Consider the following 24300-nt stretch of genomic DNA (forward strand, 5'->3'; position numbering starts at 1 on the left):
AAGTGTTGGATAAGAGTGCCAGGTTCTGCCGCAAAAATTTTCCTAGGCTAAAAACGAAGTTATTTGGGACGAGCTTGGTCAGCCAATCCAAAGGACGGCTCAAAAATAGTCTGGTTGGCAGACTGGTTATGCTAATCATTCTTAAAAACACATAATAGTTACTTAAGTTTCTTCTGGTAATATATTCCAAAATTTAATCTTCATGAGTATTTTATGCCCTATTCTTTCAGCGAATTACACAATGAATTTTCACCAGATCAACAAAATTTATCTCCAGAAGCAATGGCAATTGCTGTTGATCAATTAAAACAACAAGCACAATTAAAAGGACGGTCATTTAATTGTTTGATAATTGATCGAGAGAATCCCGCGCATGATGAATTAACTGATTTATTATTACTTTTAAATAAAAATAAAGATAAAGTCATTCATGAGCGCATTCAGGTAGTTTATCGCTGTAAAAAGCACTGGTCCACAATGGACATAGAAATTAAAAATGGGCAATTGAGTTTTTTCTTATTAGATGCAGCTAACTCTTTGCCAGCCGTCATTGATACTGTTACCAGCATTTATACACATTGTCCCAATGCTTCTCTAAAGTACAGTGGCTCAAACACTCAAATGGATAAGTATAGTTGTGCCTATTTTTCCTTAAATGATGCCTTTAATTTAGCAAAAATTTCTAATCTTCATGACATACTGCCTGATTGTGTTCAAATGGGTGCTATTGGTCAATTCACCAGTTATAAACATTTTATTGAAACAATAATTGATCGAGATACCAATATTTTAGGTAATCTAACTAAAACCGCAGTTTTAAATGCTGTGGAACATATTCAATATATCCCTATTCGCAATTGGCCTAAAGAATTTGGCTCCTTAATTAAAAATATTCAATCATTAACAATGTTCGCTTCTCTTTCTAAAGAAAAAAAATATCTGCGGTACAATACAAAACCTACAGCTGACTATATTGAACAACATACTGTGACATGCCAAGATTCCCCTTATGCACCACCAGCTCAAAGAAATAATGCGATTGAAAATAAAAAAAATAAAATTAAAATAAGTGCATTGCAACACCTTAAAGAGCATGAGGAAGATTTTGGAACAATTATTAATGCTCGCCAAAGGGGTAGTTCAGCGCTCTTTAGCGAAGAAAAACATGAAAAAAATATAGCCTCAACAGATAAAAACATACCGCTGAAAAGATCTATTGCACCTAAAGAAGAAAAAGAAACAATTATAGTTGATAGTAAAAAGTTAGACTCAGATCTTTTTATAGAAACTCAACCCATTGATGGGAAATATCTACACAAAAAATCTAATTTTATATTATCGAAACAAGTAGAAATAGATCTTTTATTTACATCCATCCAAAACATGAAAAGGCATGGAAAAACCTTATCTCTATCAGGTTCAGTACATGGTGAGATGGTTACTGTGCTTGCTAAAAAGTTAAAAAAACTGACTCAGGATTTTATTACTAAAAATGAGAATAAAGAGCGGCATGAAATAGACTTTTCAGATTTCAAAAATAACTTTATTAAACAATTGCATAGTAAAGATCCTGAAATGGCTGTTCATCGACAATGGTGGAAAGTGGTCACTGCAAACATTCTATTGGCATTAACAGGGGTTGGTGCACTATTTATTGTCGTTAGATCACTAGCTCAAGGGAAACCTTCCTTCTTTTTTGATAAAACTCAACGAGAAAAGAATATTATTGATGTTGATAGTAACATACAGAATCTTTGTTCAATTATCCCTGAGCCTCAGGAAGCAGCTGTCAAAATTAGTGCTTTTTGAATGGTTTCAAAAACTATTAGCGAACGTCGGTTTCGGATAAGGCAGCACTAACCTATTGAAAAAATACAATAAAAATTGAGGTTAGTACATTACTATTTTTAAACGGTTTTTGGGATTGGCTGCCTAAACTCATCCCAAATAAACTCGTTTTAGCCTAGAAAAATTTTGCAACAAAACCACTTCCTTATCCAAAACTGACGTTAATTTAAGTCTATAGCCATAATAGTAGAGATCCCCCCTATTATTTAGGTCTCAATAACTTGTCTTTATGAATTTTATGACTTGATTTTATTAATATATTTTTAAACCAATCAAAAAGAGAATACCCAAATGCAATAATAATTAACGTCATTGTAACCAGGAAGATAACAACAACCATCTGAATAATATCAAATTTTGATGAGTCTTGAGCAACAAACCAGCCTGTAATAGTACTCGATAGCAGCAGCAGTGCCCTAACAATCCAGCTCAGCATGATCCTTCACCTCTCATCCAATAAATGTCATTGGAAATGCTTATTTTAAGGACATAAGCGAGCAAATAATTACTTTAGTTGAGACTTTTTTTGAATGAAGTAAAGCCCTATAATTAAATTATAGTACTGTGACAGGCCTATAGCAGCACTGTACTGTTTTATTTTTTCCTTTTCTATCGGCCGAACCATCGTTGATAAATTGTGTTATAACTCCCGTCTTTTTGCATGTCGGCTTGAATAGTACTGACTGCCTTCATTAACTCTTTGTTGCTTGGGTTAAAACCAAATCCCAATGGTTGTGGATCATTAGGAACCGGAGCAAGAATTTTTAATTCAGGATAATGCTCAACATAGTAGAACGCCACTGGAAATACCTTCATCACAACACCGACTTTACCTGCACGCAAGTCGTTAATGGCAGTAGAAAAATCTTTAAAAGAATAAATCTTTATTCCCTTAATCTCCTGTTCTTTTTGCATTTTTACCGCAATATCATAGTCTGTTGTCGCTGCTTGTACACCGACAATAGACTCATGAAGATCAGTAAGGCTATTAATTTGTGGCGTTTTTTCTTTATTGATAATGATACTCAAAGTAGTAGTCATATATGGTTCTGAAAATGCAATTATCTTTTTCCTATTAGGTGTTATTGTAATAGCCCCCATGATTAGGTCGTATTTATTCTTCTTTAGATTAGCAATGATCGTTTCCCATTGAGTATTCTTAAATTCAATGGTCAAATTTAATCGTTTTGCAACTTCCTTAATTAAATCGACTTCAAACCCAACTTCACGACCATTTTTTAAATATTCAAAGGGTGGATTAGTAAAATAAGTGGCGACAATTAAGTGCCCAGATCTGATAGTCTTAGGTGGGCTCACTGCACCAGCCAGCTTAATGTTTGCTATAAAAAAAATTGAACCTAATAAATAGGAACATAGAGAACCTCTAGTAAATCGTCTAATGGCCATTGATTATCTCCCTACCCATTACCTTTTCTTTTATTTTGAGGAATAAGTCATACTACAGTATGCTGTAGTTGCAACTGCGGCTAATCCAGCTACAGCCGTAAGAGCAAATAATGCATAGCGACAACTGTTTTTATAATAAGAGGACTGAGATGTACTTTTTTCTGGTAAAACGCGTTCGGCTTCCATTTGCTTAAATAAATCTATATGCAATTGATAAAACTCGTCTATTGCAGTATAAAACTTATGTTCTTGCTCTGTAGAAAATGCGAACTGACTCACAAAATTATCCAAGGGATCTACTTGGTGAAAAATACTACGGTAAAACTCCCCAGTTAATGGATTACCATCAAAAATTCGTTGGTTATGCTCATTTAGAGCCTGGGCATCACAGGCATCGCCTAGACAGCGCACAGCAAAATAGGCAAATAAAGTGACCGAATCCGCTACCTCAATTTTTTTAATCATCTCTTGTGTTGCGGGGTAGAGATGATCGTCTCTTATTACCCGACATTTTTCTGCATCAGCAAGGCAGGTCCTCATTTGACGCACATCGTTTTTTAAAAACTCCGAACGATCTACCCATGGCTCCTTATTAAAAACATCCAAATAAAGAGTTTTTTCGCTAATTAACTGCCCTAAACGTTTTTCCATAGCCTGATAAAGCGCTATATATTGAATGGAAAGATTAATACAATCGGCTTTCTGTGGTAATTCATTCGCTTTTTTAAAATGCAGTCTTAATATAAAATCAGTATCGTCTACCTCTTTATATTTTGTATGCTGCTGCAATTGCATTAATCGACCCATTAGAATACCTCCTTTTACGATTTATTCTTTCCCTATAAACAGTTAACGTGAGGATGTTCCTCCCAATAATTCGTTTTCTAATTGTGTTCCTACATTTTCATGGGCAGGAACAGAAAGAGTCGGAGCAGGATTCTTTAAAGCGTCTGTTAGGCTAATAAATTTGTATCCATTTTTTTGATACATTTCTAAAATATCGCCCAGTAGATAGCTATTAAGCAAATTAGCATGAATTAATAGAATCTGTTTTGTATTTTGGCCTTTAGAGCGTTTCTCTGCCAATTGCGTTTGCTTCCAGATGTAAGCCAAATAGCGAGGCTTCAATTTCATAATATACGCTTCTCTTGAGCGAAATGGCACTTTATACGCCATTTCATTGAAATTAAAGTCCTTACTATCAATAGTCACTGGAGCAATAGTGTAATGGTGTGCCACAAGATAATCATAAACTTTCTGTTTGCTGTTCTTATTACCTTCAGCCAAATAAGGATAACGGAAATATTTAGGCTCAGTTAATATGGGAGCCAAAATCTTATCTGCGCGATCAACATCAGCAATGTACTTTTCTGCACTCATTTGGTTCAAGTTATAGTGAGAATAAGTATGATTTCCTAACATCAGACCGGCTTTGCGGAACTGCTCTAAAAAAGTCCACTGTCCTTTCTCTATAGCGCCTGCAATCACAAAGCCAGTAGCAGGAACCTTATATTTTTGTAATGCCTCAACAATTTTAGTAAATCGTTCTATAGAGCGTTTTTGATTATTCGGTGTATTCATTTGCGATGCAACAAGTGGCAAGTCATCAATAGTAATCGCAATTTCTTTATCCTCAGCGAAACAATTTGATGAAAACAGCGCCCCCACGAGAATTAATACCTTAAACTTAGCCAGTCCCTTTCCTAGTTTGCCACTCATTTTAAAATACCTGCAAAAGAATTTAGTTTTATTAATCTAACATTATAATGATATTGCGGCAAAACTATTTAATGACCTATAGCAAACATTAGACGAGCGATTCAGGGATAATTGAGTTTCTTATCGCGAACTGAGGTATCCTCACAAAGTTTGATTAAAGATCGAATTACCGTGGCTTGACCACGGTATCTACAAGAAGGGGTAATGGTTAATTTAAGCCCAAGAAATACAGGTGATTCAATAATGCAACCTGTGGATACCGTGGCCAAGCCACGGTAATTCGAGAGAAGTTATAATTCTGTGGGGATACCTCAGATCGCGAACTGACAATAACTTATAATCTTTTTATTTTCAAAACCTACAGCTTACAGTTAGAATCGTAATGGCTCAATAAATAGCAATTCCCTTTTAATTTTCGGAGAACGTTGAATGATTCCTCGTCGTGCTCACACTACTGATATCAACATCATAAACACTCTAATTAGAGAGTCCAAAGGACATTGGGGATATACAGAGACTTTTTTAGACGAATTCATGAAGCAATGGGGAATAAAGGAGCATTATATTCATACTAATGAAGTCGTTTTGCTCGAAAAAGAAAAAGAGCTAATTAGCTTATTTGCTTTCAAAATAAATGAAGAACAGCTCCCTGAATTGGATTTATTTTTTGTCCACCGCAATCAGATAGGTAAAGGGATAGGAAAAATCATGTGGCAACATGTAATGCACTATGCTGTTGAACAGAACTGGACTGAATTTAAGATCATTGCAGATCCCCACGCAGAACAATTTTATCAATACATGGGAGCAAAAAACATTGGAGTATTTGAATCATTTCCCGGAAGATTTGTTCCGGCCATGATGTTTCAGCTACCTCATTTGGACGGTTATGCTAATGCATAAAGAATCAAAGAATACGGCCAGCAAGAAGATGTTAAGACGATAACTATGAGAGGTATACACCTCTTCAAAACCAAAATGATCAACTATCCTTATCGCACTAGGTTCATAGACTGGGGCCGCGTCAGCGCAAAAGCTAAACCCTACGCAGCCTTGGCCCCAGATTTCGCTTGATTTAAAGCTTCATTGTCTGCATTGTAGATGTTAATTCTGTACTCTCATTTTGTTCTTCGTCGAATTTCTGAAGCCCTTCTTGCACACGCTTTTCAATAAGATTTTTTCTCCTTGTCTCAAAAACACTTCCAGGCTTAGCTGGGGCTAAAGTCCCATTGGCTTCTATTCTCAACCTTTGTTCTTCCAACTGTCTTTGTGATAAAGAAATTCTTTGCATCTTTTTTCTCCAAAAATAACATAAAAAAAACGGCATGATACGCTAAAAAGCATTTAAATCAATAGAAATCAGAGCCGAAGCCACGCATTGCACCCTCTGAGGCTCCGACCGACGTTAGATTGTCTTAAATTGATGTGACCTGAGTACAAAAATAACCTACTCTAAGCCAATAGCCTTAGGATCGCAGCGATATGCATTACCCAAATTGGTCACATTGGTTTGTTCGGAGCTACCACTTATAAAACCGCCATGACGATCAAAAGATCCCCCCATGGAGCCAGTTACTCCTGCTCTATTGGTAATTAATTGTATATAGTTAGCACCTAACTGGCTTGCTTTGTTTTTTAGATCATGCATCGCACCTTCTTCCAAATTGCGATTGGAGGTATAACTTCCTGTAAAGAAATTACCTTGATTGCCAACGACTTGCCCTAAATATTTACAACCTTTTGGTGCAGGGTTAGGAGTAGCGACTATGCGAGCAGCTTGCGGGTCTAGAGGAATAGAAGCACAACCGCTAATCATAATAGTCAAGGCTGAAATAGAAAGTAATTTTTTCATGGTGATTACTACCTTACTGAAGATAATTAATAAATCTAAATCCAGCAATTCATTGAACTGAGGTATTTAGATCGAATAACGCAAAATCATCATAATTGTTTCATTTTAGGAATTCAAGTCCATAAAATGACCTAGCCATGGTCTTTTTTCATACTCCCAGTAGCTAAATTGAAACTTATTACCTACACTGGAATAGGCTAAAACATGACGTTTATTTAACCTACAAGGAGTAATAATGAGTTTCCCTGCTGATTTAAAATCCAAATTTATTGAACAATTAAGAAAGAATAAAATATCCTATAGCCATGGCTGGGATAATTATATGGGGACAGTGCAAAATCCAGCAGCCCTCGTTATAGAAATCGACAATGAACAACAGTTACAGACTGTAGTAACCAATATTAAAACGCTCAATGCTAACAGAAATCCCGAAAATAAAATTACTATGAGGGCTACAGCAGGCTGGTCAGATACCCACGAAGTTTCCTGTTGTTTATTTCCTTGGAGTCAGGTGCAAAAGGAAGAATATAATGAAGGTTTTTCATTTTCCCAAGTCGTTGGGGGAAGAGCAGAGCCCAATACTCCGGGTACCGACGTAATTATTCGTTTTAGTAAAAAATTTCACCAAACCCAAATTATAGGCCCTATAAAAAAACCTCTTATTTTTAATCCGGATACTCCTATTCATCAACTGCCCGCTATTGAAGTTGAAGTAAGTGCCGGAGTACAAATTACGGAACTTTCCGATTTCTTACGTAAAAACAATCTTTCTTTAACGACAGTAAGTATGATTGCCTGGGTTAGCGCTGTAGGCTTGTCAGGAACTGCTGGACATGGAACCGGGCGTGATGAACCAGGATTTAGTGGCTTAATCGAATCAGTCAGGATATGTGATATGGATGGAACTATCCGTGAAATTAATAGGGATCATCCTGATTTTGCAACACTAATGGGAGGACATAGTGGTTTGCTAGGCATTATCTTGAGTATGAAAATACGTACCGTTCGGGCGTTTAATTTATGTGAAACCGTCGATTTGTTTCACAATACAAAAGAAATGTCAGGTAAATTAGGAAATATTTTAAAGAATAATCAGTATGTTAGCTTTATAGGTATGCCAAGCTTCACCAATAAAGAAACAGATCAGTTAATATCCAAATGGCAAATTCGCAAATGGAATTACTCAGATTCAAAACCCACCGAAAAAGAAAAGGCCCCCTATGCTCCAGATCTGACTTCGTTTATTCAAGAATTGGAGGTAAGAATAGGCGCATCAATAATGGAATTTCTGCTGGATTCTGGTTTAAAACATTTATTGCCTTATTTTATGCTATTTTCAGCAGCTACAGTCACCGGATCTCGTGGTACAAAGTCGGTCATTGATTATGAAAACCACATCACACACCCCCAGGTTGGTTTTCCCAAATTAATGAGGGATGTTAGCTATCTTATCCCAGTAAATGATGATGAGGCAGGCCAAACCCTAGAAACTATTTTGCAAAAAATAGAGGAATTATTAGAAAATGGCGGTAAAAAAGGCGAATATCCAGTAACCTATGCTATTTATGTACGTTATATAAAAGGCACTAATGGAGGATTGTCAACTAGTGCTACCTCTTCTGAAGAAGAACGCGTTTTGGCCATCGATATAGTGACTCATCCCGATGCCCCAGGAATCACCCATTTTGAACAACAGTTTTTAGCCTCTTTGAAAGAAATGGGCATTACTCCTAGAAATCATTTAGGTAAAAACTTCCCTTCAGGCGTATTGCGCTATGATCAATTCCTTGAGTCCCAAGCTATAGCTGAGTTTAAGGCAGCCCTAGAACGATGGTATAACACTTCAGGCTTAAAAGATGGTAAAGAGCGATTAGATATGTCTCCGTTTTACACCCCCTACTTACAAAGTATGCTCAGCCCTAGTCCGATATTAGAACATCAACTAACTAGTGAATTGGATAGCAAAGAACCAGTTAAAACAACTGTTGAAAGCATAGATTCGCATAAAAAACATACTGAACAAGAATGTTTGGATTTTCTCACTGCATTACAGACAGTAATCGATAATATACCTCTGCCTAATAATGAAGCAAAAACGGCTAAGGAAGCGTTTTTAAAGGCATGTAGAATGGAGTTAGACGCAAGACAATCCAAAACCCAAAGTAGCTCTTTAGTTTTCTAATTGCTTAGGAGTTTTTAAATTGTAATCCAATGTGAAAAATTTCTCAGATATATAGGTCGGACCCTTGGTCCGACCTATTTTAAACAAACAATTATTAAGCCGCTTTCTGAATTTCGTGACCGGTTTTAGAAACGTCTTTGCCAAATCCTTTCACTGTATTACATCCATTTAATAGAAACAGTGTAGTTAGAAAAAAACAGACCATTGCAATTTTTTTATTATTTTTCATTTTCTATATCCTTAAAATTAAAATAAAACGATAGATTTTTTAATCTTCGAATTACTACTCGCTCCGTTATTTTGAGTTTTTCCTCTATTATTAGAGCCTAACGAAGTTTCCATTTTATTATAGCATAAAGTCTTATTTTTCAGGAGCTTCTTCATCGCGCACAAGACAAAGAAAAGATGCAATAACATCTATTTTTAAGCGCCCTCAAGAAAGTGTAGACCATAATTAGCAAAATATGTAGAACATAAAATAGAGCTTACAGACGCGTCTGTTATACCTTGAATCGAGGAGACACCAATCTAAATAGTGCAGGAAAAAAACGGACTAAGAACGCGCCAAATCGTTCTTTAACTCCAGAAATAACGACCACAGCCTTTCCTTGTCTGATGGCTTGTACGATCTTTTGCGCGCAATGCTCCGGTGATATACCATGGGCATGTACTGTATCCAATTGACCAAAGGTTGTCCCATCAGCCAGTAAGGCATTATGAGTAATATGGGTATTTACATATCCAGGATAAACCAAAGTAATTCCTAATTTTGTTTTAAATAATTCATTGCGCAGACTTTCAAAATACCCTCTAAGAGCATGCTTGCTCGCGCTGTAAGCAGAACGTGTCTGCATTCCGTACAAACCTAACATACTTGAAATCACCACTATATGGCCGCTATTACGTTGCAGCATTTTCTTAAGCACAGGGCGGGTCAAAGCAATAGCACCAAAGAAATTAATATCTATTATTTTCTTATCAAGTTCAAGGCGTGACTCAGCAACAAGATATCGCTGTGATATTCCGCCACAATGAATCAAAATATCAATCGGTCCATGCTGTTCCCATACACTATTCACCTTCTCTTCTAACTGAAAATATTGTTCCAAATCTAAAGGAACCACAACATGGTTCTCAGAAGTATGGCAGGCTGTACGTACTCGCTCTAAATCCTTTTCAGTTCTAGCAGAAAGTATGACTTTTGCCCCAGCTTTGGCCATTTCATAAGCCAAAGCCTCACCAATCCCTGAAGATGCCCCAGTAATCCAGACTTTTTTATTTTTTAGATTCATCATGAACTAATCCCCTGATATCTAACGAGAACAACTCATTTAGTATAGAATAGAATAGGGCAATGCATTCTAATAAAATTAAGAGCAATTGAATTGATTTATAAAGATATCTCTTCAATAATTAATTTAAAGGCCAGTGAAAAAATATCAATAGATTTTTTTCGAAACTCGCTGTACCGACGAAGCAACTCGCTGATACAGTAGAGTTTCGAAAGAAGTCTAAAATGTTTATTCATCATATCTCCTAAAGGCCTTATTAATTGGAGTTCTTATGCAAAAAAGATCTTATTTTATGACCAAAAAATCCCATAATCTTTGGACATGGGTACCGCATCTCTTCTTATTTCACAAAGAAAGAGTATTTCGTAAATTAACTCCCATAATGATAGTGTTAGCCGTTTATGCAATTATCATCGGCCTTTGTTTTAAAGGACGAGGCAGCTACAATCTTGGTCAATTTCATCTGATTTTTAGTTTTATCTTAGCTATCATTATCGGCTTTAGGGTCAATACCAGTTATTCTCGTTGGTGGGAGGGGCGCACTCTTTGGGGATCAATTGTAAATAATTGCCGCAATCTTGCGTTAAAATTCGACACCTATGTAGGTCTTAATCAATATCCTGAATTTCCAAAACTACTCGGTAAATTACCTATAGTTCTTAAAGCAAAACTACGTGATGATAATGAACTACTCCAAGAGACGATGCAGTCTTTAGGCATTACTGAATACGATGCGAAACAACCCGTCATTCTAATAGCACAACGCCTGTATGGAATTGTCCATCAGCTACGTAATGAAACTCGGGTACGGGTAGAACAATGTAGTCATTTAGATAACCATATCTCCAACTTGCTTGATATGGTAGGCGGTTGTGAACGTATTGCCAAAACTCGAGTACCACCAGCCTATGCCTTCTTCGTGAAACAAGCATTACTGTTTTATTCCTTAATGTTTCCTTTTGGCTGGATTCATTCTTTTGGAATATTGGTTATCCCAATGATGGTTATGATAGTTTATATTTTATTAGGATTGGAGATCGTCTCTGAAGAATTAGAGGATCCTTTTAGAATATGTGATAACGGTTTAAATCTTGGCGCTATTACACGAACAATCGAATCAAACATCGCACAAATAGCAAGGGAAAAGAGCTAAGCCTTTGTTGCGCCAATGAGTCCAACCTACATAAAAGAGTTAATATTATCTTAATTCTATTGATATACAATAAAATTGATTAATTTGAACACAATCGGAGATTCAATATGGGGTTAAGTCAACTCATAAACATTGATACTACCTCAAACAAAGTTATTGAATACCAAAAGAAAATTCAGAACTTAGTAGAACAATTGAATCACCTTAATATAGATGATTACCAAAGCCAAGTTCATGGCATAGTGCAGCAGATTAAAACGATGGATCAACAGTTTCTTGCAGATTTAGGACTCAGCATCAAGGGGCATGTATTGTTTAGCCGTCACGGCGAGAGCTCTAACTGGGACCAAAAGAAATTAGGACTAAATCCCAATGCCCCTCTGGCAGAGCAGGCCATAGTGAATATGTCCCAAACGAATCAAATGACTATGGGCTTATTACATTATCCTAATCAACCAGTGCATATTGCAGTGTCACCTTTAGTTCGAGCCAAGCAAACGGCCAGTTTAGTCATTCCACAAGGTTTAAAATCTGCACAAATCATTATTCAGCCCGCTTTATCTGAAAATAGCTATACTCCATCAGGAAGCAATATTACCTCATTGGAACAAATGAAAAATGAATACCAACAAATGTCATTTTGGAAAACACCATTAAAAGTGATCATTTATGCATTATCCATATTGTTTTTTGGTTATCCTGAAGTCTTTAAACAAATTCAGGAAAAATCAACTCAGACAGATAACCTCATGCTACAAATTCCTGGTGTCGATGAAGAAACCTATTATTCTCAAGGTGAGGCAAACCTTAACGATGGAACCTATTATTTTGATACCAACATTTCGGATGTACAAAAAGCAGAAAAAACGCGGCGATTAATTAGAGACAATTTGAAATCAGGGGAAAATGATTACTGGATGTTTGGGCATGGGAAAAATTTTCAATTATTCTTTGACGAAACCTTTGGCATTACCTCAGAATTTGAATATGGTGAAACACGAAGTGTTTATAATGTACAAAAAGAACCAGGATCTACCTCTTTATTTAATCCTCCCTATACTTTTGTCATCGATCAAAATACTGGACAAATTAGAGGAAAGTTCACTGAAAAAATGCTCACCCTTGAAAAAAATCCTTGGACGTTGACCGTGGTCGGCGGCTCAACACGTACGATGTATGAAAAAGGATTAGAATTATCTGTACCTCAACCTACCGTATCGCATCAACAAGAGCGAACAAAATCAACCGAACTCCTCCATACTAATTCACCATTGAGTACAAAAGTCTCTGATAAAACAAATGAAAATCCTGATGCACCTAGCCCTACTATTTAATGAGGGCTCAGATTAATCATGACTAAAAAAAACAAAAATAACGTATATCAAATTTATAACGAACTCATTGATTGGTTTGATAAGCATCGCAATAAAGAACTGACTATGGAACGGTTCTATTTAAATCTTATACAAAAACATGTCCCTCCTGGAGGCAAAGTACTTGATGTAGGTTGTGGTACAGGCCATCCTATAGCTCAATATTTGATCGAACACGGTTATGAAGTAACCGGAATAGATGCCAGTAGTCAAATGATTGAACAATGCAAACAACATTTTCCTAATCAACGCTGGATTCTGGCGGATATGAGAACTTTGAGTTTAGATGAGCAATTCAATACTGTTATCGCTTGGCATAGTTTTTTTCATCTCCCTCATGAGGATCAACGGCACACATTAAAATTACTGGCCGAATTAGTGCTTCCTAATGGTTTATTAATATTTACCTCTGGAGACGAATACGGAGAGATTTGGAGCGATAATGGAGGATATGAGTTATACCATGCATCTCTATCGATAGAAGAGTATAATCAAATTCTTAAAGAAAATAACTTTACTGTCTTAATCCATAAAATTAGAGATCCTGAATGCGGAGAAGCTACCGTGTGGGTCGCTCAAAAAAATAAGAGTCACTACTAATGGAAAAAAATAAAGAAAAACATTGGTCAAAAATCGAATTACTTCATCAAAATGTAAAAAATCCGAATATCCACATCAAAGGGACACACAGCTATTACAGTGATGCCTGGACTGGGAGCTTTGAAGAGACTGTCGTACGTTATCTTTATGGTGATGAATACAGCTTGAACCATTGGACTCCTCAATGGAATATAGATCAACTCTACATAGGGGACTATGTCTGTATTGCTGCCGAGGCTATTATTATGTTGGGAGGTAATCACAACCATAGAATAGATTGGTTCAGTTTGTATCCTTTTGCTGATAAATATGTCGAAGCTTATGAAAAAAGAGGTAATACTGTAATTCAAGATGGCGTCTGGCTTGGCATGCGTTCAATGATTATGCCCGGTATAACTATAGGAGAAGGGGCCGTTGTTGCCGCCAATACCGTAGTCACTAAAGATGTTGAACCCTATAGCATTGTTGCGGGTAGCCCAGGACAAATTATCAGAAAACGCTTTTCCGATGATGTCATTAGACGGCTTATTAAGCTAAAGATATATGATTGGCGTGAAGACAAGTTTAATGCATTAAAAGAGCATCTCTGTGCTAATGATATCAATGCCTTGGAAAGGGCTAATGAAAAATATGAGCAGCCCATAGGTTCAGAAATTTAATGGATCTTGGCGATAAAAACTAACAAGCAACTCATAAACTTCTGGATAGCACTGTTTCATTATTGCAGGAGCCTCAAAAAAAACTTCAGTGAATACTGCAAAAAACTCTCCTGGAGAAGTAGCGGCATAAGAATCGATGGGAACAGGATCACCCTCTTCCAATCGTTGATTAAAATCGGCGTAGGCCTCTTTGAAAACTTTAGTCCAATGTTGAGCTGACATTCTGCCATGTAAAGGAGGAAAGCCATTGGCTTTACCATTTAACATATCCAGTTTATGTGCAAACTCATGAATTATTACATTTCGTCCCTCCTTGTCGCTACGATGTACGCTATCATCCCAAGATAAAATCACTGGCCCCCGTTGCCATGATTCACCACTGAGGATGGATCTTCCCTGATGGACTACGCCGTACTCGTCCACTTCATTACTATTTCGTGAAAAGGTGCTTGGATAAATCATTACAGAAACCCAACCGCGGTACCAATCTAATCCGAGGTACAATATTGGCAGACAGGCCTGTAAAGCAATATATAACTGCATGAGAGGAGTAATTTCCAGATCGCCCACGCTCTCTAATGATTTAGAATGAAGAAATAAAATAGCCAATCGCTTTAATTTTATTTTCTCTTGTTCTGTTAAACGATGTAATAAAGGAAGATGCTGAAAGGCCTCCTGCCACTGCGTATCAGTAAATTGCGCATGCTGTATGATGCGTTCCTGCCACCATGTCTTTAACCAATGAAACATCACTTAAAGTCCTGTGATAAATAAATCAATTTTTATAAAGTCCATTCTTTTAAGTGAGACATTATTCCAAACTCTACTGGGTTAAGAAAGAAATCTATCCCCCCTCGCCACTGAAGATACGGGGTATATTATAAATGGAAAGTGCTTTCTTGTTCCACTTCGTATCCTGAGGATGGAACTTGACTTATTTTATTAATTTTCTCTAAACACTCCGATGCGTTTTGTGCATCCACAAGATTATCACTTTTGGCTTCTCGTAATAAAATTGCTTCTGCTGTGTTGCCTGTTTTATTTGTTGCAGTGAAATTAAGAGGTACTTTACTATAAGTTTGCAAATATTCAATAACCAAAGAATGCTGTTGACACGCTAATTCCGCCTGACTCAACACATCGTCAGGTAATTTACTCCCCCGATCAGTTGCCTCCAATACTATTTCTTTTTGCACTAACTCCAAACGCATAACGGCATAATGTAATGCTGTTCGTTGTAGTACATCTGTTGCATTAGGATCGACGCCTTCTTCCAACAAAGTTTTAATAACATCAAGTTGACCTAAAGCACATGCTCGTCTTAATTGCTTTTCTTTATAAAGACGAATATTTGCCGTGGCCTCGCTAGATGATAGATAGACGCTTACAAGCTCTTGGCCTTTCTGGCACACTTGCGTAAACGTTTTCTTCCCAAGAACCTGATCTACTTGCTGCATCACAAAAGGTAACAAAGTTTTGGCTTCTTTATTGCCTCGTTTTACTTCCACCTTCAAATAACCAACTACTCTCTCCAATTTTTCTTTATGCGGAGACGAAGGAGATAAAACGACAAGATGAGGTATCTGTTCATCACCTTCCTTTTCCAATTCATCATCTTCATAAAAGCAAAGTGGGGTTTTCCATATATCGTTATAATATAAATAACTATGATTCACCTCATTACTGCGTTCTGTATGCAATAAAGGAGATACAAGTTCCGCTATTTTTTCTATATTAAAATGAACATAGTCGCTTAGACCCAGCCCATTTTTATCTTTTACTAAAGGATTAGCACCTTGCTTTAATAATTCAGCGACTACTTTTTTCATACCTAGGGCAGCGGCTAACAATAAAGGAGAACTGCCATTGGAAGAGGCAATGTTAATACCTGTTTTTATTCCTTTTTTATTTAATGCAAGTAATGCCAAAACGGCTTCTTCCTGGCGAGTCATCAGAGCAATGTGTAACGGCGTGTGCCCATAGCCATCTTTAGCTTCGTAATGAAATTGAGTATGTACCTGTTGCGTTCGTTTTGACTCTATAAACTGAATAAACTCTACAGCATAGGGCATTTCAAAGGCCAAATAATAATGAAGAAATGTACCAAAATCAGGATTACAGACCATAGGAGCATTAATATTAGCACCCAATGGTAAATAAGCATTAGCCAACTCTTTAAATTTATCAAAGCCCTGAGCGCCACCTATTTCAGCATCGCCAAGGGCCTTAGTTAAAGAATCTGCATTAAAGACATAACGAACCAAGTCATCAAATATTGCCTTATTCTTTAAGCGAATGGAAAACCAGTCAGCACCAAATGCTTCTAATTGACAAAAAACGTCTTTGTATTGGGTCAGCACCTCTTTTTTGTTAGCCTCCCAAGGAGTGTGGTTTTTTGACAAATTAAAATACACTTGATGAATAACAGAAGCGGCTATTTCGTGAGTTGTTTCAATTGCATCTTTGATACCCATTCTTTGCGTGTCAAATTGTCCGCTGAAAATACTGCGTAATATATCTGTTAATATAGGCACATAGACATCTCTACTTGCGGGTATGCCCATGGTTAGCCAGTTAAGGCCAATAACTGGAGCATAAATCTGATACTGTCGCCTGGGTAACCGATGTTCTTCTGCTTTTTTTTCTAACTCTTGCGAAGAACCTAAATTTAATTCTTTGTGAGTTTCGGTTTTTAATACTTGAAAGGAAATTGGTTTAACAAATGGCATACTTATTATACCTCTAATAAAAAGGCAAGATAATTACTAGTTTGCTGCTTAGTCATTATCTTGCCAATACAGTTCATATTTTTTCCAATATTAAAATATCTTGACCAAATATGCAATGTTCTCCTCACTGCAGCAAGGTAAATCCTGGGAGGAACACAGAACAGGAGTGTACTAATTTATCCCAATTCAAAAGAAGTAATGCCATAAATATGCTCCTGCTTTATTTGGGGCTCCCCTTTTAAATACATCCTGGCGGTAGCAAAAATTTTTTCCATTTGATAACGCTGAGTCAATTCTACAGCAAAAGAATTATTTTCGGGTATATCTAAGAAAATAACTTGTCCTTTGGCGTACTGTGCCAATTTATAAAATAAGGTATTTGCAATTTCAGGAGTATCGGCAAATAAGGGGCCGATTTTAAATCCCTGTTGGCAAGTCCGGATTAGTCCATAACCTTTAACATGTCCCTCTTGCACGTAACTCAAGGCTAAACTGTGCTGTTGTTGAAGCCAACACTTAAGGAATTGTGGTCGTGGCGCAGGGAAATGTAACCGGTCGTAATCACATAATTGGGCAAAACTGATTTGATCAATAGCAATAACCTGGTCATCAGATACCTTCTGCTCTGGCAGATTATCCAAAGTATAACGAGCATTATTATGAGCAAAGCGATAACCTAAACGGGCATATTTATCCAACATATTCATCACGCCATCAATACCTGCATTGCGTTGCCCTATATAGGATAGCCGGGCACGAGTTAACTCCAAGCCATACCCCTGCCCTCTATACGCTTTATCGACAATATAAAAACCACAAAAAGCAAAATGCTCATCATAAATAATGGCCGAACCGACAGCGATTATTTTACCGTTGAGCTTTCCTGCAAAAAAACCTTGAGGGTCTGTCTGATAAAAACAAACTGCATCATTGATGCCAGGATTCCATCCCTCTTTAGCTGCCCATTGAACCGCCAAATTAACTTCATCCTGACTCATTCGCTCAATATGATAATCCTTAACCATCATAAACCTCATTTTAAGTTGTTCAGTAGACTTATTAAGAAGTAGGTTGGACTTATTGCCTCATGTAATCCTTAAGCTGACGGCTATGAACCTTTGGCCCAACCTATCTTACAAAAGCTTAAGTTAGTACCATTAATTGTTAAGTAAAATACAGACAACAATCTGTTCTTACTAAAGTATAGATCAGCCAAAAGGTATGCTTTATTTGCTGTTTTAAGTAACTTATCAATAAGTCCCGAACAAGGTGAGGAATCTCCTGAATGTGGCTCTGTGCTTACGTTCGAGATGATGTCTTGCCCAGACCTATTGAGAAGTTACTGTTTTAAGATGTAACAATGTAGTTTGGAATTTAAATTTTAAAAAACAATTTTTACTTTTATTTTTGTCCTATATTCCTATAGGATGAATTCATTAATCACTAACGATAGGACTCATTATGGAAAATGAACGATATAAGAAAGGTATGGAAATCATTCGCAGACAACTTGGCCCTGAAGCAGACGGTTATGTAGAAAAAATTAAAAAAATTTCCGAAATCTTTGGCCGTGTTAATGTAGAGTTTCCTTTCGCAGATCTCTATTCACGTACTGTCATTGATCCCAAAACAAGAGAAATGATTACCATTGGCGCTTTAACAGTGCAAGGCTACTCACAACCTGAATTAAGAGTGCATATTAAAGGAGCTCTTTATAATGGAGTCACACGAGAGGAAATTCTAGAAATTATTACACAAATGTTGGCATACTGCGGTTTTCCAGCAGCAACCAATGCGTTGTTAACAGCACAAGAAGTCTTTGATGAACTGGATAAAAAGGATTCAAACCATGGAGGCAAATAAAAACGGAGCAACCTTATTAGTTGAGTGTCTTGAACAACAAGGGGTTGAATACATTTTTGGTATCCCTGGAGCCAAAATTGATGCGGTTTTTGATGCGCTCATAGACAGTCCGATTAAAGTTATCGTATGTCGACATGAACAAAATGCAGCATTTATGGCCGCAGCCTATGGTCGTTTAACGGGGAAACCAGGGGTAGTGTTAGTCACCTCTGGGCCTGGAGTATCCAATCTGGTTACAGGGTTGTTGACGGCAACTACCGAAGGCGATCCTATAGTTGCTATTGGTGGCAACGTAGCACGCAACATGAGTCTAAAATCGTCTCATCAAAGTACTGATAATATTAAACTAATGGAGGCAGTTACTAAAGAGCGCATGGCAATTCTTGTACCGGAGAGTATTCCGGAAGTTGTTGAAAATGCATTTAGAATTGCCAAGGAACCACGTAGTGGCGCAGTATTTATTAGTATTCCTCAAGACATTACGCATGAAAATACCTCTGCCAAAGCACACCCAGCCTTATCATCCCTTCAATACGGCCCCGCTGCAGAAAAAGCCATCAGCCAAGCAGCAAAACTACTCAATGAAGCAAAATGCCCTGTTTTACTCCTGGGATTGGAGGCAACTCGTCCCGCAAATACTCATGCGCTTCGTCAATTATTGACCAAAAAACCTCTGGCCGTGGTGAGCACCTATCAGGCAGCAGGCGTTATTTCTCATGATCTTCTCCATTGCTTTGTTGGACGCGTAGGTCTTTTCAAAAACCAGCCAGGAGATAAATTAATAGATGAGGCGGATCTCATCATGACTGTAGGTTATGATCCAGTTGAATATGATCCTGAAATATGGAACAGCGACAATACTAAAAAAATCATACACTTAGATTATAATCGTGCTGAAATACATACAACTTATTTGCCCGAACTGGAGGTTATAGGTGATATTGCCTCCACTATTAACAAATTAGCGGCAGAACTAAAAGCAAATAAGCACCAAGAACCTACTGCTCGTATTAGCGAATACCAGAAAGAACTTAATGATAAAATAGCAAGAGGGGCACAACACGCCGGCCATTTATTGCATCCCTTAAGATTTATCTACGAATTAAGCCAGGTCGCTGATGACAATACCATAGTCATTAGTGATATAGGGACGCATTATATGTGGTTGGCTCGTTACTTCTATTGCTACCAGCCACATCATCTATTATTCAGCAACGGCCAACAAACACTTGGAGTTGCTTTACCATGGGCGATTGCTGCATGCCTGGTGCATCCAGAAAAAACGGTAATTTCCGTTTCTGGTGACGGTGGTTTTCTTTTTTCAGCCAATGAGTTGGAAACCGCAGTGCGTGAGAAGGTTCATTTCATTCACTTTGTCTGGTGCGATGGCACCTATGATATGGTGAGAGAACAACAATTAATGAAATATAAACGTGATAGCGCGGTACATTTTGGAGCAATAGATATTGTAAAATATGCAGAAAGTTTTGGAGCTCTTGGCTTGCGTGTCCATCATTCGGATGAGCTTTCTCATGTATTGCAAAAAGCCATGCAGGCTCAAGGCCCAGTGCTTGTTGAAATAGCAATAGACTATTCTGACAGCCAAGAACTCTTTGCCTCAGCCCATGATTTTGTGGGTGATTAATTAATGAAGATTTTAGTGACTGGTGCCTCCGGATTTATCGCTTCACAAATCGTGACCGATCTCCTTGCTGTAGGACATACAGTCACTTGCTGTGTGCGTAATACTACTTATACACAAAACCTATTCCCAACAGCGAAAGTAATTCCCTGTGATTTTATAAATGACAACACTTCGACCATTTGGGTTGAACGTTTAAAAGACATTGAATTAGTGATTAATTGTGTAGGAGTTCTTTATCATCCCAATAAAAAAGTAATTTGGAATATCCATTATCACACTCCCAAGGCGCTGTTTGATACCTGCGTTCAGGTTGGGGTAAAAAAGGTGATTCAAATTTCAGCGCTGGGCATAGAACAATCCGAGGTAGCCTATGCCACCAGTAAAAAAGCGGCGGACGATTACTTACTGACGTTACCTATCCTATCCATTATCTTGCGCCCTTCATTAGTATATGGGCGTGGTTCTTATGGAGGAACTTCTTTATTTCGTGGGCTTGCCGGATTACCGTGGATTACTCCTATACCCGATAAGGGCAAGCAAGAATTTCAGCCGATTCATCTCGAAGATCTCTCTAAAGCGGTCATCAAACTTATTGAGCCATCACAGAAACAAAGCATAATATTTAGTGCAGTAAGTGCAAAAAAGACCAATCTAGTTACTGTCTTAACCACATTACGTGCCTGGTTAGGCTTTACCAAATCAAAATTGATTTTTATACCCGTGGGATTAATTCGTATAGGGGCTTTTATAGGAGATATTATTCCTTATTCAGTTTTAAATACTAACTCCTATAAATTACTGCTCCAAAATAACATTACTAGCGAGGAAGAGACTAAAAAATTTCATGATGCTATTGGTTTTGTCCCTAGAGAATTTACCCAAGGGATCTATAGTCATCCGAGTTCAGTAGAAGATAGAACTCATTCCAGATTGTATTTTATCAAACCCATTTTAAAATTTAGTATTGCTTTTATTTGGTTATTTACCGCATTATGTTGCTTGTTTTTTTATCCTAAGTCGGCCTCTTACAATCTTCTAGCACAAATTGGGGTTAAAGAATTTTGGCAACCTATTTTATTTTATGGTGCCTGTATTATTGATGCAGGTATAGGAATAGCTCTATTATTCAATATCCAACCCAAAAAAATTGGTCTATTACAGCTCATTATCATTTTATTATATAGTGGGCTGCTGACTTGGAAGCTGCCTGGTTTATGGTTTGAACCGTTTGCTCCTCTGGCGAAAAACATCCCACTTTTAGCTGCTATCTTGGTTTCTATGGCGTTGGAGGCTGAACGATAATGCTTTATTTATGGCTTAAATTTATCCATGTAATTAGCTCTACAATACTCTTTGGTACAGGCATAGGAACTGCTTGCACAATGTTATATGGCCATTACACTAAAAATGTCCAAGTGATTGCAGCAACCACACGTTACGTTGTGCTTGCTGACTGGATTTTTACAGGGACATCCGGATTTCTACAACCACTTACTGGATTTTGGATGGTGTATTTGGTTGGTTATCCGTGGACGTCATTATGGATCATGGGTTCAATTATTGGCTATGTTATTGCTGCTTGTTGTTGGTTTCCAGTAGTCTATCTGCAAATTAAAATGCGTGATTTTGCCGTTGCAGCAGAACAAAATAATGCCCCTTTACCACCTGGTTATTTTCGCTATTTTAAATACTGGTTTTGTTTAGGCTGGCCAGCATTTATTAGCCTTATTGTCGTTTTTTATCTGATGACTAATAAACCTGCACATTTCTTTCTTTAACTCAACTTAAACGTTCGCGTTCACTATATACGGTTACGAAAGACCACTCGTGTATAATTTAAAATTATTTTTTCCATGCTTTTTAGCGAAATACATCGCTTCATCCGCTTTTTTAATGAGAAACTCTTCCCCATCCTTGGGGTACATTGCAATACCAATACTTAAGGTGATACTAAATTCCTGATGATCAAGAACAAGCTTTTTTGAAAACTGTTCAAGAATTGTTTTAGCAATATAAATAACATTTTCCTCATTTTTGACGTCTTGCATCAATAAAATAAACTCATCACCCCCATAACGAGCGCAGGAATCCATATCACGAATACTGGATAAAAGTCGATTTGCTGTAGCACGTAATATTAAATCGCCTAGTGCATGACCATACAAATCATTAATCTGTTTAAACTCATCCACATCAACAAACAAAACAGCAAGACTGCTTTTTTGCCTTTTAGCTAAGAGAATTGCTTGTTCTACCCGGTCTTCAAAAAGCGAACGATTAATCAAACCCGTTAATGAGTCATGCTCCGCCAAATGTTTTAAATTACTCTCATTTTCCTTAAACTCGCTAATATCAGTATGAGTTCCTATCGCTCTTAGTACAGTCCCATCAGGAGCGCGACTCACCACTTGGCCGCGTTCAAGAATCCATTTATAACTACCATTTTTACAACGAAAACGCGCCTCACAAACATATTCATCAGTGTCCTGAGTAAAATGGTTATTAAGATTCTTCAATACCTTCTCTTTATCGTCAGGATGAATTCGAGATTCAAATTCATATTGTTCATTTTTTATTTCGTCATCTTGATAACCCAGCATTTTCTTCCAATAATGAGAAAAATAAATAATTTTTTCTGGAACATACCAATCCCATACTCCATGACGTGCGTTTTCCAAAGCAAATTTCCATCGCTCCTCACTTTCTGTCAGCAAATGTTCCATCAACTTCCGCTCAGTAATATCCCGTATCAAACCGAGCATATGTTTATTACCATGAAGCTGCAAAATTTTTCCGATTACAGAGATCCATCTCAGACTTTTATCATCAACCCTATAAATTCTACATTCAGTTTCTAAAGAAACATTGTTTTCCTCACTTTCTTTAAGAGCTTGAGCCATCATAAAGCGATCATCAGGATGAATGTGAGCTACAAACTTATCCATAGTCCATTCAGGTAATAATGAGGAATAACCAAAGATTTGGTCATGTAATAAGGTGCGATCTATTTTGTGAGTTTCTAAATTTAAGTTCCAAAAACCCTGTTTTGTTGTGCTTAAGCTAAACTCTAACTGTAATCGCTGCGTTTCCTGCTGTAATAATCTCTCTTGCTCTAACTGTTCTTTGCGCTTGTATTGCACATCATTGTTTTTCGCTAGATTGATGATCGCAATAAATGCAACAGTTGAAAACAAACAGCCAAGAATCATTGTCCCTACTATTTCAATGTTATTGATATATGCTGTATGTTCATATCTTTGGATACGCAAATTATGTAACGATATTTCTTCAGCACGTATCGTATTGATTAGCGCATTAAGTTGCGCGAATATTTTTTCATTTTGTCCTAAACGTGATAGCCAATTGGTTTTATTTGAATGCCCCACCTTATTATCATTAGATTGAATGAGTTTATTTAATACAGTTCCAAGTTCTTTAATTCTGCCTTGTTGCATCGAGTTATCTACGGTCAGTAGTTTTAAATCCACCAATTTCCTTTTTGCATTCGTAATCGCAGTGCCATATAAAGACCAATATTTTTTATTATAAGTCATGACATAGAACTGAAATTGTCTTTGTACTTCGATGAGATTTAAAGACATTGCATCAATAGTACTAATGACAACGGCACTATGCTGTATCCATTGGACGTTAGTAGAACGTTCTTTTAGCTGTTGAATGACGGCAACGCCACTAACAATCAAAATAACCAATGCTATAAAAAACGTACTATAAATTAGTTTGGCTTTTCTGAACCGCAATGCTTCCATAGAAGTCCTATTCTTATTTAAAAGCAAAACTCCTCTAATGCTGTCTTGGTTGAGATGATTTATTAGTACAATTATAGCAGGATAGTTTGATCTACATTGAGAAAGCCAATTTAGAAACCGTATGTCTAAAAACAAACTCTTGATGCATTTTAATATTCACTTAAGAAAAATAATGTACAATTAAAATCCTAATTTTATAACTTCTTTA

The 24300-nt window shown here is 37.1% G+C and carries 23 protein-coding genes; 11 read left to right on the forward strand and 12 right to left on the reverse strand.

Annotation, left to right across the window (positions count from 1 at the left end; translation table 11 throughout):
- The first annotated feature begins 213 nt into the window (after positions 1-213).
- Positions 214-1809, forward strand: coding sequence for a hypothetical protein (locus tag LFA_RS14690; protein ID WP_045096842.1), 1596 nt, complete (start codon positions 214-216; stop codon positions 1807-1809).
- 241 nt (positions 1810-2050) lie between these two features.
- Here LFA_RS14690 and LFA_RS14695 read toward each other — a convergent pair whose 3' ends face one another.
- The 4 genes from LFA_RS14695 to LFA_RS14710 form a co-directional block, all read right to left on the reverse strand.
- Positions 2051-2284 (reverse strand): hypothetical protein, encoded by a 234-nt coding sequence (locus tag LFA_RS14695; RefSeq protein ID WP_045096843.1) that lies wholly within the window; start codon positions 2282-2284, stop codon positions 2051-2053.
- Between the two features lie 173 nt (positions 2285-2457).
- Positions 2458-3255, reverse strand: a complete 798-nt coding sequence (locus tag LFA_RS14700) for an ABC transporter substrate-binding protein (protein WP_045096844.1) — start codon at positions 3253-3255, stop codon at positions 2458-2460.
- 30 nt (positions 3256-3285) lie between these two features.
- Entirely contained in the window at positions 3286-4062 is a 777-nt protein-coding gene (locus LFA_RS14705) for a hypothetical protein (RefSeq protein WP_045096845.1), read from the reverse strand.
- A gap of 42 nt (positions 4063-4104) precedes the next feature.
- Positions 4105-4974 carry a polysaccharide deacetylase family protein gene (locus LFA_RS14710; protein ID WP_045096846.1) on the reverse strand — a complete coding sequence of 290 codons (870 nt, stop codon included), beginning with the start codon at positions 4972-4974 and terminating at the stop codon, positions 4105-4107.
- 429 nt (positions 4975-5403) lie between these two features.
- On the opposite strand from LFA_RS14710, the gene LFA_RS14715 reads away from it, so the two are divergent.
- Complete coding sequence (locus tag LFA_RS14715; protein ID WP_045096847.1) at positions 5404-5877, forward strand: GNAT family N-acetyltransferase; 474 nt, start codon at positions 5404-5406, stop codon at positions 5875-5877.
- A 172-nt stretch (positions 5878-6049) separates the two neighbouring features.
- Here LFA_RS14715 and LFA_RS14720 read toward each other — a convergent pair whose 3' ends face one another.
- Positions 6050-6265 carry a hypothetical protein gene (locus LFA_RS14720; RefSeq protein WP_045096848.1) on the reverse strand — a complete coding sequence of 72 codons (216 nt, stop codon included), beginning with the start codon at positions 6263-6265 and terminating at the stop codon, positions 6050-6052.
- A 156-nt stretch (positions 6266-6421) separates the two neighbouring features.
- A complete protein-coding gene (locus tag LFA_RS14725; protein ID WP_045096849.1) occupies positions 6422-6826 on the reverse strand; it encodes a DUF4156 domain-containing protein in 405 nt (134 codons plus the stop codon).
- A 235-nt stretch (positions 6827-7061) separates the two neighbouring features.
- Between LFA_RS14725 and LFA_RS14730 the strand changes: the two genes are divergently transcribed.
- Positions 7062-9008, forward strand: coding sequence for an FAD-binding oxidoreductase (locus LFA_RS14730; protein ID WP_045096850.1), 1947 nt, complete (start codon positions 7062-7064; stop codon positions 9006-9008).
- Between the two features lie 94 nt (positions 9009-9102).
- Here the strand turns inward: LFA_RS14730 and LFA_RS14735 are convergent, their stop codons facing one another.
- Positions 9103-9237: an entericidin A/B family lipoprotein gene (locus LFA_RS14735; RefSeq protein WP_045096851.1), complete on the reverse strand. Its 135-nt coding sequence runs from the start codon at positions 9235-9237 to the stop codon at positions 9103-9105.
- 271 nt (positions 9238-9508) lie between these two features.
- Positions 9509-10303, reverse strand: a complete 795-nt coding sequence (locus LFA_RS14740; protein WP_197541192.1) for an SDR family oxidoreductase — start codon at positions 10301-10303, stop codon at positions 9509-9511.
- 268 nt (positions 10304-10571) lie between these two features.
- On the opposite strand from LFA_RS14740, the gene LFA_RS14745 reads away from it, so the two are divergent.
- The 4 genes from LFA_RS14745 (at position 10572) to LFA_RS14760 (ending at position 14085) form a co-directional block, all read left to right on the forward strand.
- On the forward strand, positions 10572-11453 hold the full coding sequence (locus tag LFA_RS14745; protein WP_231865856.1) for a bestrophin family protein: 882 nt from the start codon (positions 10572-10574) through the stop codon (positions 11451-11453).
- A 107-nt stretch (positions 11454-11560) separates the two neighbouring features.
- On the forward strand, positions 11561-12787 hold the full coding sequence (locus tag LFA_RS14750; RefSeq protein WP_052673991.1) for a phosphoglycerate mutase family protein: 1227 nt from the start codon (positions 11561-11563) through the stop codon (positions 12785-12787).
- A gap of 18 nt (positions 12788-12805) precedes the next feature.
- Positions 12806-13426, forward strand: a complete 621-nt coding sequence (locus LFA_RS14755) for a class I SAM-dependent methyltransferase (protein ID WP_045096852.1) — start codon at positions 12806-12808, stop codon at positions 13424-13426.
- Positions 13426-14085 carry a CatB-related O-acetyltransferase gene (locus tag LFA_RS14760; RefSeq protein ID WP_045096853.1) on the forward strand — a complete coding sequence of 220 codons (660 nt, stop codon included), beginning with the start codon at positions 13426-13428 and terminating at the stop codon, positions 14083-14085. The genes LFA_RS14755 and LFA_RS14760 overlap by 1 nt, the downstream gene beginning before the upstream one ends.
- On the opposite strand, the gene LFA_RS14765 is transcribed toward LFA_RS14760, so the two are convergent.
- The 3 genes from LFA_RS14765 to LFA_RS14775 form a co-directional block, all read right to left on the reverse strand.
- Positions 14074-14835, reverse strand: a complete 762-nt coding sequence (locus tag LFA_RS14765; protein WP_045096854.1) for a M90 family metallopeptidase — start codon at positions 14833-14835, stop codon at positions 14074-14076. The genes LFA_RS14760 and LFA_RS14765 overlap by 12 nt on opposite strands.
- 128 nt (positions 14836-14963) lie before the next feature.
- Positions 14964-16814 carry an ankyrin repeat domain-containing protein gene (locus tag LFA_RS14770; protein WP_045096855.1) on the reverse strand — a complete coding sequence of 617 codons (1851 nt, stop codon included), beginning with the start codon at positions 16812-16814 and terminating at the stop codon, positions 14964-14966.
- A gap of 176 nt (positions 16815-16990) precedes the next feature.
- Entirely contained in the window at positions 16991-17839 is an 849-nt protein-coding gene (locus LFA_RS14775) for a GNAT family N-acetyltransferase (RefSeq protein ID WP_045096856.1), read from the reverse strand.
- Positions 17840-18275: 436 nt separating this feature from the next.
- On the opposite strand from LFA_RS14775, the gene LFA_RS14780 reads away from it, so the two are divergent.
- The 4 genes from LFA_RS14780 to LFA_RS14795 are packed head-to-tail and all read left to right on the forward strand — an operon-like array spanning position 18276 to position 22100.
- Positions 18276-18677 (forward strand): carboxymuconolactone decarboxylase family protein, encoded by a 402-nt coding sequence (locus LFA_RS14780; RefSeq protein WP_045096857.1) that lies wholly within the window; start codon positions 18276-18278, stop codon positions 18675-18677.
- Positions 18664-20322, forward strand: coding sequence for an acetolactate synthase AlsS (gene alsS, locus LFA_RS14785; protein WP_231865857.1), 1659 nt, complete (start codon positions 18664-18666; stop codon positions 20320-20322). The genes LFA_RS14780 and alsS overlap by 14 nt, the downstream gene beginning before the upstream one ends.
- 3 nt (positions 20323-20325) lie before the next feature.
- Entirely contained in the window at positions 20326-21624 is a 1299-nt protein-coding gene (locus tag LFA_RS14790; RefSeq protein WP_045096859.1) for an SDR family oxidoreductase, read from the forward strand.
- The gene (locus LFA_RS14795) at positions 21624-22100 is read left to right on the forward strand and encodes a DUF2269 family protein (RefSeq protein WP_045096860.1); all 477 of its coding nucleotides are present in this window, start codon (positions 21624-21626) and stop codon (positions 22098-22100) included. The genes LFA_RS14790 and LFA_RS14795 overlap by 1 nt, the downstream gene beginning before the upstream one ends.
- A 33-nt stretch (positions 22101-22133) precedes the next feature.
- Here LFA_RS14795 and LFA_RS18995 read toward each other — a convergent pair whose 3' ends face one another.
- Complete coding sequence (locus LFA_RS18995; protein ID WP_052673992.1) at positions 22134-24092, reverse strand: diguanylate cyclase domain-containing protein; 1959 nt, start codon at positions 24090-24092, stop codon at positions 22134-22136.
- Positions 24093-24300 lie beyond the last annotated feature (208 nt).

This window comes from Legionella fallonii LLAP-10 (assembly GCF_000953135.1).
Taxonomy (GTDB): domain Bacteria; phylum Pseudomonadota; class Gammaproteobacteria; order Legionellales; family Legionellaceae; genus Legionella; species Legionella fallonii.

Bases quoted from the DNA above. Each gene is read 5' to 3' on its own strand.
- alsS (WP_231865857.1), top strand. From the start codon at position 18,664: ATGGAGGCAAATAAAAACGGAGCAACCTTATTAGTTGAGTGTCTTGAA.
- LFA_RS14740 (WP_197541192.1), bottom strand. From the start codon at position 10,303: ATGATGAATCTAAAAAATAAAAAAGTCTGGATTACTGGGGCATCTTCA.
- LFA_RS14695 (WP_045096843.1), bottom strand. From the start codon at position 2,284: ATGCTGAGCTGGATTGTTAGGGCACTGCTGCTGCTATCGAGTACTATT.
- LFA_RS14715 (WP_045096847.1), top strand. From the start codon at position 5,404: ATGATTCCTCGTCGTGCTCACACTACTGATATCAACATCATAAACACT.
- LFA_RS14735 (WP_045096851.1), bottom strand. From the start codon at position 9,237: ATGAAAAATAATAAAAAAATTGCAATGGTCTGTTTTTTTCTAACTACA.
- LFA_RS14720 (WP_045096848.1), bottom strand. From the start codon at position 6,265: ATGCAAAGAATTTCTTTATCACAAAGACAGTTGGAAGAACAAAGGTTG.
- LFA_RS14705 (WP_045096845.1), bottom strand. From the start codon at position 4,062: ATGGGTCGATTAATGCAATTGCAGCAGCATACAAAATATAAAGAGGTA.
- LFA_RS14725 (WP_045096849.1), bottom strand. From the start codon at position 6,826: ATGAAAAAATTACTTTCTATTTCAGCCTTGACTATTATGATTAGCGGT.
- LFA_RS14690 (WP_045096842.1), top strand. From the start codon at position 214: ATGCCCTATTCTTTCAGCGAATTACACAATGAATTTTCACCAGATCAA.
- LFA_RS14775 (WP_045096856.1), bottom strand. From the start codon at position 17,839: ATGGTTAAGGATTATCATATTGAGCGAATGAGTCAGGATGAAGTTAAT.
- LFA_RS14770 (WP_045096855.1), bottom strand. From the start codon at position 16,814: ATGCCATTTGTTAAACCAATTTCCTTTCAAGTATTAAAAACCGAAACT.
- LFA_RS14765 (WP_045096854.1), bottom strand. From the start codon at position 14,835: ATGTTTCATTGGTTAAAGACATGGTGGCAGGAACGCATCATACAGCAT.
- LFA_RS14750 (WP_052673991.1), top strand. From the start codon at position 11,561: ATGGGGTTAAGTCAACTCATAAACATTGATACTACCTCAAACAAAGTT.
- LFA_RS14790 (WP_045096859.1), top strand. From the start codon at position 20,326: ATGAAGATTTTAGTGACTGGTGCCTCCGGATTTATCGCTTCACAAATC.
- LFA_RS14795 (WP_045096860.1), top strand. From the start codon at position 21,624: ATGCTTTATTTATGGCTTAAATTTATCCATGTAATTAGCTCTACAATA.
- LFA_RS14710 (WP_045096846.1), bottom strand. From the start codon at position 4,974: ATGAGTGGCAAACTAGGAAAGGGACTGGCTAAGTTTAAGGTATTAATT.
- LFA_RS14730 (WP_045096850.1), top strand. From the start codon at position 7,062: ATGAGTTTCCCTGCTGATTTAAAATCCAAATTTATTGAACAATTAAGA.
- LFA_RS14755 (WP_045096852.1), top strand. From the start codon at position 12,806: ATGACTAAAAAAAACAAAAATAACGTATATCAAATTTATAACGAACTC.
- LFA_RS14760 (WP_045096853.1), top strand. From the start codon at position 13,426: ATGGAAAAAAATAAAGAAAAACATTGGTCAAAAATCGAATTACTTCAT.
- LFA_RS14780 (WP_045096857.1), top strand. From the start codon at position 18,276: ATGGAAAATGAACGATATAAGAAAGGTATGGAAATCATTCGCAGACAA.
- LFA_RS14700 (WP_045096844.1), bottom strand. From the start codon at position 3,255: ATGGCCATTAGACGATTTACTAGAGGTTCTCTATGTTCCTATTTATTA.
- LFA_RS18995 (WP_052673992.1), bottom strand. From the start codon at position 24,092: ATGGAAGCATTGCGGTTCAGAAAAGCCAAACTAATTTATAGTACGTTT.
- LFA_RS14745 (WP_231865856.1), top strand. From the start codon at position 10,572: ATGCAAAAAAGATCTTATTTTATGACCAAAAAATCCCATAATCTTTGG.